Source organism: gamma proteobacterium symbiont of Scutellera amethystina (assembly GCF_059730845.1).
Window position 1 is genome coordinate 1,634,873 of the sequence record NZ_AP035935.1, and the last position, 13,490, is coordinate 1,648,362.

At 55.8% G+C, this 13,490-nt stretch carries 13 protein-coding genes and 1 tRNA gene; 8 read left to right on the forward strand and 6 right to left on the reverse strand.

The window, feature by feature from the left end:
* Nucleotides 1-301: 301 nt before the first annotated feature.
* From AC6I79_RS07405 to AC6I79_RS07415, 3 genes are all read right to left on the reverse strand, one after another.
* Entirely contained in the window at nt 302-1,129 is an 828-nt protein-coding gene (locus AC6I79_RS07405; protein WP_058771104.1) for a glycosyltransferase family 8 protein, read from the reverse strand.
* A gap of 18 nt (nt 1,130-1,147) precedes the next feature.
* A complete protein-coding gene (locus AC6I79_RS07410; RefSeq protein WP_498027664.1) occupies nt 1,148-2,530 on the reverse strand; it encodes a D-arabinono-1,4-lactone oxidase in 1,383 nt (460 codons plus the stop codon).
* A gap of 78 nt (nt 2,531-2,608) precedes the next feature.
* Nucleotides 2,609-3,250 carry a TetR/AcrR family transcriptional regulator gene (locus AC6I79_RS07415; protein WP_021509768.1) on the reverse strand — a complete coding sequence of 214 codons (642 nt, stop codon included), beginning with the start codon at nt 3,248-3,250 and terminating at the stop codon, nt 2,609-2,611.
* Between the two features lie 212 nt (nt 3,251-3,462).
* Here AC6I79_RS07415 and AC6I79_RS07420 point away from each other — a divergent pair, with 212 nt between their 5' ends.
* The 4 genes from AC6I79_RS07420 to AC6I79_RS07435 all read left to right on the forward strand — a co-directional run bounded on the left by AC6I79_RS07420 (nt 3,463) and on the right by AC6I79_RS07435 (nt 6,993).
* The gene (locus tag AC6I79_RS07420; protein WP_498027665.1) at nt 3,463-4,290 is read left to right on the forward strand and encodes a MetQ/NlpA family ABC transporter substrate-binding protein; all 828 of its coding nucleotides are present in this window, start codon (nt 3,463-3,465) and stop codon (nt 4,288-4,290) included.
* Between the two features lie 11 nt (nt 4,291-4,301).
* Complete coding sequence (locus tag AC6I79_RS07425; protein WP_081317685.1) at nt 4,302-5,426, forward strand: methionine ABC transporter ATP-binding protein; 1,125 nt, start codon at nt 4,302-4,304, stop codon at nt 5,424-5,426.
* Nucleotides 5,407-6,060: a methionine ABC transporter permease gene (locus AC6I79_RS07430; protein ID WP_058771108.1), complete on the forward strand. Its 654-nt coding sequence runs from the start codon at nt 5,407-5,409 to the stop codon at nt 6,058-6,060. Before AC6I79_RS07425 ends, AC6I79_RS07430 begins: the two co-directional genes overlap by 20 nt.
* Before the next feature lie 171 nt (nt 6,061-6,231).
* Nucleotides 6,232-6,993 (forward strand): SDR family oxidoreductase, encoded by a 762-nt coding sequence (locus AC6I79_RS07435; protein WP_136545775.1) that lies wholly within the window; start codon nt 6,232-6,234, stop codon nt 6,991-6,993.
* Between the two features lie 25 nt (nt 6,994-7,018).
* Here the strand turns inward: AC6I79_RS07435 and AC6I79_RS07440 are convergent, their stop codons facing one another.
* Nucleotides 7,019-7,930, reverse strand: a complete 912-nt coding sequence (locus AC6I79_RS07440; protein WP_498027666.1) for an AraC family transcriptional regulator — start codon at nt 7,928-7,930, stop codon at nt 7,019-7,021.
* 120 nt (nt 7,931-8,050) lie between these two features.
* Here AC6I79_RS07440 and AC6I79_RS07445 point away from each other — a divergent pair, with 120 nt between their 5' ends.
* The gene (locus AC6I79_RS07445) at nt 8,051-8,941 is read left to right on the forward strand and encodes an SDR family oxidoreductase (RefSeq protein ID WP_498027667.1); all 891 of its coding nucleotides are present in this window, start codon (nt 8,051-8,053) and stop codon (nt 8,939-8,941) included.
* Nucleotides 8,942-9,090: 149 nt separating this feature from the next.
* On the opposite strand, the gene AC6I79_RS07450 is transcribed toward AC6I79_RS07445, so the two are convergent.
* Nucleotides 9,091-9,166: transfer RNA gene (locus AC6I79_RS07450), tRNA-Asn, on the reverse strand.
* Nucleotides 9,167-9,673: 507 nt separating this feature from the next.
* Here AC6I79_RS07450 and AC6I79_RS07455 point away from each other — a divergent pair.
* Genes AC6I79_RS07455 through AC6I79_RS07465 form a run of 3 tightly spaced genes read left to right on the forward strand, consistent with a single transcriptional unit; the run spans nt 9,674 to nt 13,161 of the window.
* Entirely contained in the window at nt 9,674-10,597 is a 924-nt protein-coding gene (locus tag AC6I79_RS07455) for a sugar ABC transporter substrate-binding protein (protein ID WP_058777951.1), read from the forward strand.
* A gap of 33 nt (nt 10,598-10,630) precedes the next feature.
* The gene (locus AC6I79_RS07460) at nt 10,631-12,115 is read left to right on the forward strand and encodes a sugar ABC transporter ATP-binding protein (RefSeq protein WP_021509786.1); all 1,485 of its coding nucleotides are present in this window, start codon (nt 10,631-10,633) and stop codon (nt 12,113-12,115) included.
* Nucleotides 12,116-12,129: 14 nt separating this feature from the next.
* A complete protein-coding gene (locus tag AC6I79_RS07465; protein WP_058777949.1) occupies nt 12,130-13,161 on the forward strand; it encodes an ABC transporter permease in 1,032 nt (343 codons plus the stop codon).
* Between the two features lie 122 nt (nt 13,162-13,283).
* Here AC6I79_RS07465 and AC6I79_RS07470 read toward each other — a convergent pair whose 3' ends face one another.
* The gene (locus AC6I79_RS07470; protein ID WP_185749261.1) at nt 13,284-13,433 is read right to left on the reverse strand and encodes a hypothetical protein; all 150 of its coding nucleotides are present in this window, start codon (nt 13,431-13,433) and stop codon (nt 13,284-13,286) included.
* Between the last annotated feature and the right edge of the window lie 57 nt (nt 13,434-13,490).

Consider the following 13,490-nt stretch of genomic DNA (forward strand, 5'->3'; position numbering starts at 1 on the left):
CGACAACGCGTCCTTCACGAACGCACCCAGACCTTGTAACCCGCATTCAACCCTGTAGGGTCGCCATTTATGGCGACCAATCATTGCGCGATAAATCGCGCCGCGACCAGGTGCGCATAAATGCGCACCCTGGGAAATTCAGCAAAGGCTTTGACGCGTATTAGATTCTGCGGGGTTGCCATTCATGGCGACAACGCGTCCTTCACGAACGCACCCAGACCTTGTGACCCGCATTCAACCCTGTAGGGTCGCCATTGATGGCGACCAACCATTGCCCGATAAATCGCGCCGCGACCAGCCATTAATCCGCGCCCAGCTCCCACCACAGCTTATCCAGCGCGTAATAACGGTCGCGCTGCGCCTCTGGCTGGTTCAGGTCGCGCTTCCACGGTTTGGCGAGAATGTAGTGCAGATTCTTCACCTCATCGTCATGCCATAAGCCGGCATGCTGGAACGGCAGGGTTTTTAGCGCGTTATAAATGTACGGCAGCGGCAGCCAGCGTCCGGCAAACACTTCATTGAGCAAATCCTGTTCGGAGAACGGATAGCGGCGCAGGTCGTCAATCTCAGCCACTTTCTGCTGCAGCCAGTCGAAAACCGCCTGATCCGGCTGCAGCACCAGAAAGCCGCCGTTGAGATAGTTATCAAGATCGGCGGGCGGCGTTTCACCGCGCGCCTGCCAGGTATAATGGCAATGCTCCGGCTGCCAGCTGTCAGGATAGCTGGCGATTTGATTCGGGTTGCAGCGGCAGGCGTGACAGGCCGCCAGCGCATGCTTGCCGAGGTCAAGCGTAAACAGCTCATCCATGTTGCGCAGCACCAGCATATCGGCATCAAGAAACACCACGCGCTCGCAGCCGGTCAGCTCCCAGGCGCGCAGCTTGCTCCACACTTCACCAAACTGTGCCGAGGCATAATGCTGCTCCAGCGCGGCGTCCGGCATCAGCGGCTGGACCGGATGGATCACGCAGCCCAGCGCCTGTAATGCTTCGCGCATGCTCAGGTCGATGGCATCGGTGACCATCACAATCAGCGGCCAGCGCGTTTCGCTGCGTTTGAGTGAGCGATGCAGCGCTTTCACCCCGACATAATATTCCGGCTGCGTTAACAGCGTTACCCAGGCGTACATAAATTCTCCCCATCAAACTCAATCAAACAAAGCCGTGACATAGTCATTGCTAAAGCGGTGCGTCGGATCCAGCTGTTCACGCACTGCACGAAACGCATCCCACTGCGGATAGATGGCGCGCCACTGATAGCGCTGCGGATCGTAATATTTACCCCAGTGCGGACGTCCGCCTTCCGCCGCCAGCAGTTTTTCCACTTCGGTGAGGAAATGCAGTCCGTCCTGCGACAGCGAGCCGTCATCCGCGTAATACACCACGAAACCAAAAAAGCAGGTCGGCTGCTGATGCGCCGGGCTCATCCACGCCTGTGAAGCGCCGGTGCAGCGCAGGATGATGGGATAGTGCATGTGCGGACGATTCTGTGCGTACCAGGCTTTGATCTTGCTGATAATTTCCGGCGTTTTGGCCAGCGGCACGCCAATCTCAACGTTGATTTGCGGTACGGCGATGCCACGACAAAACAGCTGGTAGATATCGCCGCTGATGTCGGTGAAATCACGGAAGCGGGTGACGGTACGAAACTGTTTGCCGCCTTTGCCGTGAATCTGCGTGTCGCGATGCATGTGTTCCAGCGTCTGATCGATGGTGTCGTTCAGGCTGCTGTCGGCCTGATCGCCGTGCTCAATCACTTCGCGCTGATGGTCGTACCATGCCTGGCTGTCCTCGGCAGTGGCGACATCGGCGTTCCAGACATGCATCAGGTTGTCATCGACAAACCACCAGGCTTTGCTGAGTTCGTGCTGCTCATTCCACGTCAGCAAATCCTGTTCCAGTGAATCGGCAGACGCGGCGAATTTATGGCAGGTAAACAGGCGAAATGGCTGAGTACGCAACGTAATGGCGGTGACGATGCCGAGCGCGCCAAGTGAAACCATCGCCGCCGGGAAATCGGCGTCGCCGCGCTGAAACTCGCGCACGCTGCCATCGGCCAGCACCATGCGGATATGCAGCGCTTCGTCCGCCAGCGAACTCTGTGCCAGGCCCTGACCGTGGGTGCCGGTTGCCAGCGCACCGGCCAGCGTCTGCACCGCAATCACGCCGGGTGAGGAGGCGAGCATGCGATCCATCTTTGTCAGGCTGTCATACACCTGCTGCAGCGGCGTGCCCGCGGCAAACGTGACGCTCTCTTCATCCTGAGCGAGGATGCCGCGCAGCGCACTGAGATCCAGCAGCACGTCCTGCGGCTGTACGCACAGCATGCGACCGGGTGACAGGCGGCTGCCGAGCACGCGCACTTTGCCGTGCGAGTCGCGCAACAGCTGTTGCAGCTCGGCTTCATTACGTGGCTGATGCAACTGCTGGCGCTGGCCAACTACCGAATTCTGCGCCCAGTTCCAGAGCGCAGGCGTGTCATCGGTATTTTGCGTGTTGCGTAACGGATAGAGGAGAGCATCTTTCTTCACTGCAGCGTTCCTTAATCTGAGGTCTGTCACGGTCCCGGTTATTTGATCAAGCGTAGACCATCACAGCGAACCCGCAGATTACGGGGCTTTGCGGATATAGCGCAGCGTGGCCGTTACCGCCAGCTGACGGTTGCGGCGAATACTGTCCTCCTCACTGTCGTGGGGGGTAAACAGCGTGTGGAAGGTGTAGCGGTTGGAGACGTGATGCACACAAATACTGCTGAGCAGGCGGTGTACGTCCACGGTATCCAGGCCGTCGATAAAGATGCCCTGACGCTGGCCGCGAGACAGGATGTCATCCAGCAAATCGAGGGTACTTTTGTTCATCGCTTTGATGCGCTCCGACTGCATGATGTAACGCCCGCGCAGCAGGTTTTCTGTACACACCAGGCGCATAAAATCGGGATGCGTGACGTGATAGTCAAAACTGGCTTCCACCAGTTTGATCATCGCCTCTTCCGGCTCCAGCGTAGTAAGATTCAGGCCGGTTTCATGCTGGCGAATCGCCTGATACACCTGCTCCAGCACCTCAATATACAGCTTCTCTTTGTTGATGAAGTGATACACCACCATGCGCTTGGTAGTCTGTGCCAGTTCAGCAATCTGCTCCATTCGCGCGCCCTGCATACCGTATTCGGCGAAGGTTTGCAGCGCACCGGCGAGGATGCGTTTTTTCAACCCTTCCGGGTCATTTTTACGTTTGGGTGTGGTATCCGACATAGCGCTCAATAACGGTCAATCAAACAGGCATGGTAGCACAGCCGCCCGGGGCCTTTTGGCGCGACGAGCGGCGGCATGGCTTTATTCATTTCAGGAATAGCATTCCCGGATAAATCATAATGCTGGAATAAGCAACTGCGTATACTGCGCGTATCTGTCGATCACGGCAGCTTATTTTGACTCGCGTAATAATAACACTCAGGAAATAATTTATGCACACACGCTTTGGATCAGCCAAAAATAAATTGTTGTTAACTGTCGGCGCGTTACTGGTTGCCGGCAGCGTGGTCGCGCCGTTTTCAGTGGCGCAGGCGGCGGATAAAACCGTGGTGAAGGTCGGTATCATGAGCGGCGAGGACGAAGACGTCTGGCGTGAAGTAATAAAGCAGGCCGCCGCGAAAGGGCTGACGGTGAAAACCGTGATTTTCAATGATTATAATCAGCCCAACGAAGCGTTACAGAATGGTGAAGTGGATGCCAATGCCTTCCAGCATCAGCCGTTCCTGAATAATCAAATCAAGGTCAATCATTACGATATCGTGCGCGTCGGCGATACCGCCGTCTGGCCGATCGGTCTCTATTCGAAGAAAGTGAAAAGCGCCGCCGCTCTGAAAGACGGAGCGGTAATCGGCGTGCCTAACGATCCGTCGAACGAGGCACGCGGTCTGGTGCTGCTGCAGCAACAGGGGCTGATCAAACTCAAACCGGGCGTCGGCATTGCCGCGACCACGGCCGACATCACTGACAATCCCCACCACCTGAAAATCAAAGAGCTGGATTCCGGCATCATTGGTCGCTCGGTGCCGGATCTCGATGCGGCAGTGGTCAATACCGACTGGGCGCTGAAAAGCGGTCTGACTGCGGCGGATCGTATCGCGCAGGAGCCGGTGAAAGACAATCCATACAACAACTTTATCGCGGTGAAAAAAGAGAACGCCAGCGCCCCGTGGGTGAAAACCCTGGTGGCATCGTACCAGAACGATGCCGTCAAAACGGTGTTTGACAAGGTCTACAAAGGCACGGGCGAAACCGCCTGGTAAGGAACCCATCCATGACGCTATTTTCCGAGGCCACCGTGCCCCTGACCGCCGTGGCGCGCGGCGTGATCGAAGAGACAACAGTACGCGATCGCGTGGCGCAGCACAGCAACGTGGTGCGTTTGCAGGGCGTGTCGCGCCGTTTCGGCCAGACACAGGCGCTGCGCAATGTCTCACTGACGGTGCAAAAAGGCGAAATCCTTGGCCTGATCGGGCGCAGCGGCGCCGGAAAATCGACGCTGATTCGCTGTCTCAACGGGCTGGAGCAGCCCGACGAAGGCGTAATCGAGATTGAAGGGCGGCGTATTACCGGTCTGTCGGAACAGCAGCTGCAGGCGGTGCGCAGTCGCGTCGGCATGGTGTTTCAGCACTTCAATCTGCTGTCGGCAAAAACCGTGGCACAGAATGTGGCGCTGCCGCTGAAAATAGCCGGCATGGAAAAGACACAGCGCAACCAGCGCGTAGCGGAACTGCTGGCGCTGGTGGGGTTGAGCGACAAGGCCGGACACTATCCGGCGGCGCTTTCCGGCGGACAAAAACAGCGCGTCGGCATTGCCCGCGCGCTGGCCGCCAGCCCGGCGCTACTGCTGTGTGACGAAGCCACGTCGGCGCTCGATCCGGAAACCACCCGCTCGATTCTCGCGCTGCTGAAATCGCTCAATCAGCAGCTTGGTATCACCATTCTGCTGATCACGCATGAGATGGAGGTGATCAAATCCGTGGCGCATCGCGTGGCCGTCATCGACGCCGGGGAGATTGTCGAGCAGGGCCCGGTGTGGCAGGTGTTCGCCCATCCGCAATCCGCGCTGACGCGCACGCTGCTGCGCGGGCTGCTGCCGCAGCTGCCGGAGAATCTCGCAGCGCGGCTCAGCGAACAGCGTGAAGGTGAGGCGATCTACAGCGTTCACTTTGCTGGTGTGGCGGCGCAGGGGGATTTGCTGACGCAGTTTGCCAGCGCTCTGCCGGGTAAATTTCGCCTGCTGCAGGGGGGCATCGACCACATTCAGCACTACGCGGTAGTGCGTTTCTTTATTGCGCTCCCGGCCGCCAACGCTGCCGATGAGTATCAGGTTCTCAGCTGGCTGCGTACGCAGCAGGCACAGGTGGAGTTGGTCGGTTATGTCGCCAGTGATGATTGATTTACTGCTCAATGCGTTGGGTGAAACGCTGCTGATGACGGCGGTGGCCGGCCTGTTTTCGCTGCTGGCCGGATTACCGCTGGGACTGATTCTGGTGACCACCAGCCCCGGCGGCATTGCTGAAAACCGGAGCATCAACCGCCTGCTGGGCGTAGTGATCAACGGCTTTCGCTCGCTGCCGTTCATTATTCTGCTGGTGGCGCTGATTCCCTTTACCCGTCTGCTGGTCGGCACCTCTCTGGGCACCTGGGCAGCAATTGTGCCGTTATCGATCACCGCCACGCCCTATTTTGCCCGGGTAGCGGAAGTTTCACTGCGCGATGTCGATCGCGGGCTGATTGATGCAGTGCGTGCCATGGGCGCCAGCAAATTACGTATTGTCTGGGAGGTGCTGATTCCGGAAGCGCTGCCGGGCATTCTTTCCGGTTTTGTCGTCACGCTGGTGGCGCTGATCGGCGCCTCGGCAATGGCGGGCGCCATCGGGGCGGGCGGCCTGGGCGATCTGGCGATTCGCTACGGTTATCAGCGTTTTGACACGGCGGTGATGGTGGCGGTGATCGCCGTACTGATCGTGCTGGTGTGCGGTATCCAGTGGCTCGGCGATCGGCTGGTGCAGCGCATTGACAGGCGGTAAACGGAATCTTTCCGTTTCCTCTGCGCGGGGCACATTTTCATGTCAGGCAGGTGTTCTCAGCATAGTATTACGTACCTTCTGAAGAGTAGCCGATCGGCAACCTGAATATACTCTCCTTATCGCATCGCAAATATCCGTTCGGATCGTTAATTGCACGTTAAGGAGAGTTTTATGGAATTAACCGGTAACACCATTTTGATCACCGGCGGCGGTTCAGGCATAGGACGTGCTATGGCTGAAGCGCTTTTGGCTGCAGGTAATCAGGTTATTATTGCTGGCAGGCGAAAAGAGGTACTGGATGAAACTATCGCAGCCAATCCTGGCATGCACGCCATCGTAATGGATATGGATAGTCATGATGCAATTCTCAGCGGTGCGCAAACTGTCATTCAGCGCTGGCCAGCACTGAATGTGGTGATCCATAACGCCGGCATCATGCGCAGGGAAGATCTGAAAAGGGGTGACGTTACTGTGGCTGAAGCAGAAATCACCACCAATTTATTAGGGCCGATTCGCTTAACGGCTGCGCTAATTGAACATTTTCTGGCGCAACCCCACGCCGCTATTCTGACCGTTTCTTCCGGTCTCGCCTTTGTGCCCCTGTCGCTTACCCCTGCGTATTGTGCCACCAAAGCGGCAATTCACTCCTGGACGCAGAGTCTGCGCTATCAATTGCGTGATACCGCCATTCAGGTAACGGAACTGGTTCCGCCGCTGGTACAAACTGAATTAATGGGCAGGCAGCATGCAACGAATCCGGCAGCGATGCCACTGGCTGAGTATATGCAGGAAACGCTGCAAATATTGCAGGAACAGCCGGACACTGCCGAGGTGCTGGTTGAAAGAGTTAAGCCTCAGCGCTTTGCCGCTCGCGGAGATTATACTGCCTTTTATCAGGCGTTTAACGATCGCCTCGCGGGGCAAAATAATTAAGCACTGATAGTGCAATATCCACTCACTACGTGGCGTTTTGTTGCTGTTGACGATGCTCTCGTGGAGAGCATCCCCACTCTTTTTTAAACGCGCGTCCAAATGCGCTTTCAGTATCATATCCGGCAGAAAATGAAATCTGCGAAATGGGTTCGCGCGAGCTTCTCAGGCGCTCCCCTGCCAGCAGCATTCGCCATCTCGACAGGTATCGCATCGGCGTCATCCCCACCCGGGATTTAAATTTTTTCGCGAATACCGTACGCGACATCCCCGTCCGATGGGCCAGTTCCTGCAACGTCCACGAGAACGCGGGATCGGCATGCATTAAATTTAGTGCGGCTTTGAGTTGAGGATCGCAAAGGGCAAATAGCCAGCCAATGCGTTCTTCACCTTCCTGCTGAAGAAATACCCTGAGCGCCTGCACCAGCATGATCTGCACCAGTTGCTGCGAGAGTAAAACGCCGCCTGGCTGCGATGTTTGTATCTCCTCTCTAAGGCATTCCATCGCACTGCGCATAATGTTGGTTCCCGTGCCCTGCCTGACAGGAATGATCGCGGGCAGAGCCTGCAGCAGGATATCTGCCAGTGCGCTATCGAAGGTATATCGACCGCCGAGAATAAAAGCACCCTGATCGGGCGCGACCTGCGTCAGCGCGCCCGTTTCGCTGTCGGGCGGTACAAAAGGCTGTCTTTTCGCCGCGGGATGGGTGGCCAGACTAAAGGATTTGCCAGAGGTGAGAAATACACAGTCGCCGGTTTCCAGTAACAGAGGCTGCTGGTCTCCGTCAACCGCGACCCAGCAGCAACCTTCCACGACACAGTAGCATTTGATGCCCTGATGAGGCGCAAACACCAGCGCGGTCTGTGCTTCCACTGGAAAACCGCCTGAAATAGCCCCCTGCAATCTGAGCAGAGTAAGCACTTCGGAAAGTGGATCCATAAAATTCCGTACGATCTGCATAAAATTACCTCGTTATAGCAGAGACCGTACCATTATTCATATTTTAATCTGCTTATCACCGGGACGTTGTTGTCCCAGACCATCGATAAGGGGATTGTAATGAAAGTGTTCATAACAGGTGCAAGCGGGTTTATCGGTATGGCGATCGCCGCTGAGCTGATTCAGGCGGGTCATCATGTCACCGGACTGGCTCGTTCGGAGCAGACTGTTCAGCGTCTCAATCGTATTGGCGCGGACGCGCACCGGGGCGAACTGAAGAACCTTCTGAGTCTGACCGTGGGTGCCCGCGCCGCTGATGCGGTGATCCACTGCGCTTATGACCACGCTTTTGCTCACCCACAGGACACGGCAATGCAGGAAACTCAGGCAATTGCAGCCTTAGGTAAGGGGTTACTGGATTCGACGCGACCATTACTTATCACTTCAGTTGCTGCCATGGGCAGTCGCGCACCGGGTCAGCTTGCCAGCGAGGATTTTTACGACCCGTCGACGCAAAATCCGCGCAAATCGACCGAAATAGCAGCAGCCCAGGCCGCAGACAGTGGCATCAATGTTTCCATCATCCGGTTGCCACAAGTGCACAACGAGGTGAAACAGGGGTTCGTCTCAGCGTTAATCCAGCTGGCGCGAGAAAAAGGCGTGTCAGCCTATGTGGAGGAGGGGAACAATCAATGGGCTGCGGCGCATGTTGCTGATGTCGCCTCACTTTATCGGACAGTACTTGAGAAAGCGCTGCCTGGCCAGCGTTACCATGCCGTTGCGGAACAGGGCATCTCATTGCGCAACATTGCCGAAGACATCGGAGCGGGCCTGGGGGTTCCAGTCGTACAACTGACCCGCGAAGAAGCCAGTGCCCATTTTGGCTGGCTGGCGCTATTTGTTACCATGGATATGCGTGCATCAGGAGAATTAACCCGGCAGCGTACCGGCTGGCAACCTTCGCATCCGGGTTTACTGCAGGATCTGGAACGCTACTTCAGATTAGCGTAACACCATAGCGCCACAGCAGCCTCCTTAGAGATGCGCAGGGCACGGCCGTCGGCTGCGGCGCGTTACGGCCCGTATCATCTTCCATCGCCCAGCAAACTCACCACAATAAAAAGCCCGCTCAGGTTTCCCTAAGCGGGCTTCTTTAAATCTGGCTCCTCTGACTGGACTCGAACCAGTGACATACGGATTAACAGTCCGCCGTTCTACCGACTGAACTACAGAGGAATCGTTGGAACGAGGCGAATATTAGCGATGCCGATCCCCGTTGTCAAAGCCCGATCGCACACTTCTGGTTTAAGTGCGCGTAAAAGCAGCGGATTGCTGCTTTTCTGCCTTGAATGGGCAGATTTCAAACTGCCAGCAAGATCTCACTTTAAACGCATTTCCTTTGAGATGTTAGATGCGTGTCAAAGTTTTGTTATTTGCCGATTTTAAAACAATCATTTCAGTGCTTTTATGATGAAAATTTCAAAAGAAGAAGGGATGAAACAAATGAACTGCTTATCATCACGCCCGAAACGAGTTTTGTCCGCTCAATGCTTCTTGCGAAAGTAACATATTGATAAGGAAGATGTTGAAAAAAGGAGCAGCACGGTACCGATAGCGTCAGACCAGAAGCCTTACCTCTACGAACAGAAAAAAAACGCCAGCGACGTTGAGTGAATGTAAAAGATATTTTTCATTCGCGCACTCAGCCAACCTGAGCACGTTAACAAATAAGAAGGGTTACCTATGAAATTCAAAAAAGCGTTAGTGACTTCCCTGTTAGCTTGCATGTTACCTGCCGCTGTGATGGCAAAAGATATCCAGCTGGGCGTTTCTATGGCGCTGTTTGATGACAACTTCCTCACCATCCTGCGCACAGCCATGCAGAAAGAGATGCAAAAAGACAATATCAAAGGCCAGGTTGAAGACGCCAAAGGCGACGTGGCCCAGCAGCTGCAGCAGGTGCAGAACTTCATTGGTCAGGGTGTTGACGCCATCATTGTGAACCCGGTCGATACCAACGCGGTGAAACCGCTGGTGGATGCCGCCGCTAAGGCCGGCGTGCCGCTGGTATTCGTCAACCGCAAACCATCGGGCGAGCTGAAAGACAAAATGGCGTTCGTCGGTTCGGATTCTGAACTGGCAGGCCGTCTGCAGATGGAAGCGCTGGCGAAAAAGATGAACGGCAAAGGCAACGTGGCGATTCTGCTGGGTGACCTGGCTAACGAATCAACCCGTGAACGCACCAAAGGCGTGGAAGCGGTGGTCGCCAAATACCCGGGCATTAAAGTGGTACAGAAACAGACCGCCAAATTTACCCGTAATGATGCGGTGGACGTGGTGAGTAACTGGCTGACCGCCGGTGATGACATTCAGGCTATTGCCTCTAACAACGATGAAATGGCGATCGGTGCGCTGCAGGCGCTGGGTAAAAACCCGAATCACATTCTGGTCGCGGGTGTGGATGGTACCCCGGATGCACTGCAGATGATCAAGAACGACAAAATGGTCGCCACGGTCTTCCAGGATGCGAAAGGTCAGGGTGAAGGCGCGGTACAGACGGCGGTCAAGCTGATTAACGGCGAGAAAGTGCAGAAAGTGGTCGATATCCCGTTCCAGCTGATCACCAAAGATAACTACGAAAAATTTGCCAGTCAGAATCAGAAATAAACCGTAACCGACTTAGCCGTACGGAGGTGATGTATGACCGCTTTTGCGCTTGAAGCCGAAGGCATCAGCAAGTTCTTCCCCGGAGTGAAGGCACTCGACAATGTCTCACTGCGTATTAAGCCGGGGTCGGTACATGCCCTGATGGGTGAAAATGGCGCGGGCAAATCCACTTTAATGAAATGCCTTATCGGGATGTATCGTCCCGATAAGGGCACTATCCGCATTAAAGGGGAGCCAGTGCAGTTTCAGGACACCATGGACGCGCTGCGTTCCGGCATTTCCATGATTCACCAGGAGCTGAATCTGGTGCCTTACATGACCGTGGCGGAGAATATCTGGCTCGGTCGTGAACCGATGAAATACGGCTTTGTCGATCACGGCAAGCTCAACCAGCAGACGCAGGAACTGCTTAACAAGCTGAATATCCGTCTGAAAGCCGATCGGCTGGTCGGCGAGCTCAGCATTGCGTCCCAGCAGATGGTGGAAATTGCCAAAGCGGTGTCGTGGAACTCCGACATCGTGATTATGGATGAACCGACCTCGGCGCTGACGGAAACCGAAGTGGCGCATCTGTTCACCATCATCCGCGACCTGCGTGCCCAGGGCAAAGCCATCATCTATATCAGCCATAAAATGGATGAAATTTTCGCCATCACCGATGAGATCAGCATCTTCCGCGACGGCACCTGGGTCGGCAGCAACAGCACCACCGCCTTTACCCGTCAGTCGCTGATCACCCAGATGGTGGGACGCGAACTGACGCAGCTGTTCCCTAAATTCAATAGCGCCATCGGCGAAGAAGTGCTGACGGTGCGCAACCTGACCTGCAAAGACCGCTTTACCGATGTCAGCTTCAGCGTGCGCAAAGGCGAGATCCTCGGCGTGGCCGGGCTGGTAGGTGCCGGACGCAGCGAGGTGATGGAGAGCCTGTTCGGCATGGAAAGCTTCGACAGCGGTGAAGTGCTGATCGATGGTGTGCCGGTGAAAATCGATTCGCCGTCAACGGCAATTGAGAAGGGCATGGCGTTTCTCACCGAAGACCGCAAAAAGTCCGGGCTGTTTCTGGTGTTGTCGGTGCTGGAGAACATGAGCATCGTCAATATGCCCGATTATATCGGCAAAAGCGGTTTCGTTAGCCACATGAAGATGGCGCAGGACTGCATGGAGCAGATCCGCAAACTCAATATTAAAACGCCGACCATGGATCAGATCATCAATAACCTCAGCGGCGGTAACCAGCAGAAGGTGCTGATTGCGCGCTGGCTGCTGGCGCAACCGAAGATTCTGATCCTCGATGAACCAACCCGCGGCATTGATGTCGGCGCCAAAGCCGAAATCTACCGCCTGATCAGTGAACTGGCTAACCGTGGCGTGGCCATCATCATGGTGTCCTCTGAGCTGCCGGAGATTCTCGGCATGAGCGACCGGGTGATGGTGATGCACGGCGGACGTATAACCGGCATCCTCGATAAAGAAGAGGCCGACCAGGAAACCATTTTGTCGTTGGCATCCGAGTGAGGCACGAGACCCCTATGAGTAACGTAAAAGTAACGGCCCCGCAGGCCACCGAACAGAGCTCCTTCTTCGGCAATCTGCGCCATAAACTGCCGAAAGACACCGGCATCTTTGTCGTGATGTTAGGCATTGCGCTGATCTTTGAAATAGCCGGCTGGTACGTGCGTGACCAGTCATTTCTGCTCAACACCAACCGTTTAGTGCTGATTGTGCTGCAGGTGGCGATCATCGGTATCATCGCCGTCGGCGTCACTCAGGTGATTATTACTACCGGTATCGACCTGTCGTCCGGTTCGGTTATCGCCCTGACGGCGGTGGTTGCCGCCAGCCTGGCGCAGACGTCTGACAGCCTGTCGCCGATGTATCCGTCGCTGGTCAATCTGCCCGCCGCCATCCCGATCGTCGCGGGCATCGGCGTCGGCCTGCTGTGCGGCGTGGTCAACGGCGTGCTCATCACCAAAACCGGTATTCCGCCGTTTATCGCCACGCTCGGTATGATGGTGTCGGCGCGCGGTCTGGCACAATATTATACCCAGGGCAACCCGATCAGCTTCCTGTCGGACGGTTTCACCTCCATCGGTCAGGGCGCGATGCCGGTGATTATCTTCCTGGTGGTCGCCTTCCTGTTCCACATCGCACTCAAACACACCCGCTACGGCAAATATGTCTATGCGATTGGCGGCAACATGACCTCCGCCAAAGTGTCGGGCATCAACGTTAATAAATATCTGATCATCGTGTATACCATCGCCGGGGCGCTCTCGGGTCTGGCGGGGGTGGTGCTGGCGGCGCGCGTCAGCAGCGGTCAGTCGAGCATGGGCATGGCGTATGAACTCGACGCCATCGCCGCCGCAGTTATTGGTGGCAGCAGCCTGATGGGCGGCGTCGGGCGGATTACCGGCACGCTGATCGGCGCAGTGATCCTCGGTTTAATCAAAAGTGGCTTTACCTTTGTTGGCGTCGATGCTTACGTGCAGGACATCATTAAAGGGATGATCATCGTTGCAGCGGTTTCAATCGATATGCACCGCAACCGCAAAAAACGCTAACCCGTTCTGCTCCTCTCTTCCGGGAGAGGAGCAGGGTAAAGGCGGTAATTGCACGCTGCCGGACTGCCGGCATCGTCAGACACAATAAGTTTTCCCACTGATAGCCACCGCGCAATTTCTCTTTATTCTCCTTTCTGCCCCCGCAATCCGTGCATTTTCTGCCCGTTTTGCACCACAGCAGCACGCGCAGTCATCACTTTTTTGCACATCTGCCTCGCAAATGCTGCACCATCAGGGTGCGTCATCTTCAGCGGATAAACGTTATGGGCCATGTGCGGCACTTATTAACCCATTCGGGGTAATCAGAAACGCTTATTTTCCCGTTCGTT

Bases quoted from the DNA above. Each gene is read 5' to 3' on its own strand.
- AC6I79_RS07470 (WP_185749261.1), bottom strand. From the start codon at position 13,433: ATGGCCCATAACGTTTATCCGCTGAAGATGACGCACCCTGATGGTGCA.
- AC6I79_RS07445 (WP_498027667.1), top strand. From the start codon at position 8,051: ATGAAAGTGTTCATAACAGGTGCAAGCGGGTTTATCGGTATGGCGATC.
- AC6I79_RS07420 (WP_498027665.1), top strand. From the start codon at position 3,463: ATGCACACACGCTTTGGATCAGCCAAAAATAAATTGTTGTTAACTGTC.
- AC6I79_RS07455 (WP_058777951.1), top strand. From the start codon at position 9,674: ATGAAATTCAAAAAAGCGTTAGTGACTTCCCTGTTAGCTTGCATGTTA.
- AC6I79_RS07440 (WP_498027666.1), bottom strand. From the start codon at position 7,930: ATGGATCCACTTTCCGAAGTGCTTACTCTGCTCAGATTGCAGGGGGCT.
- AC6I79_RS07460 (WP_021509786.1), top strand. From the start codon at position 10,631: ATGACCGCTTTTGCGCTTGAAGCCGAAGGCATCAGCAAGTTCTTCCCC.
- AC6I79_RS07405 (WP_058771104.1), bottom strand. From the start codon at position 1,129: ATGTACGCCTGGGTAACGCTGTTAACGCAGCCGGAATATTATGTCGGG.
- AC6I79_RS07425 (WP_081317685.1), top strand. From the start codon at position 4,302: ATGACGCTATTTTCCGAGGCCACCGTGCCCCTGACCGCCGTGGCGCGC.
- AC6I79_RS07435 (WP_136545775.1), top strand. From the start codon at position 6,232: ATGGAATTAACCGGTAACACCATTTTGATCACCGGCGGCGGTTCAGGC.
- AC6I79_RS07415 (WP_021509768.1), bottom strand. From the start codon at position 3,250: ATGTCGGATACCACACCCAAACGTAAAAATGACCCGGAAGGGTTGAAA.
- AC6I79_RS07465 (WP_058777949.1), top strand. From the start codon at position 12,130: ATGAGTAACGTAAAAGTAACGGCCCCGCAGGCCACCGAACAGAGCTCC.
- AC6I79_RS07430 (WP_058771108.1), top strand. From the start codon at position 5,407: ATGTCGCCAGTGATGATTGATTTACTGCTCAATGCGTTGGGTGAAACG.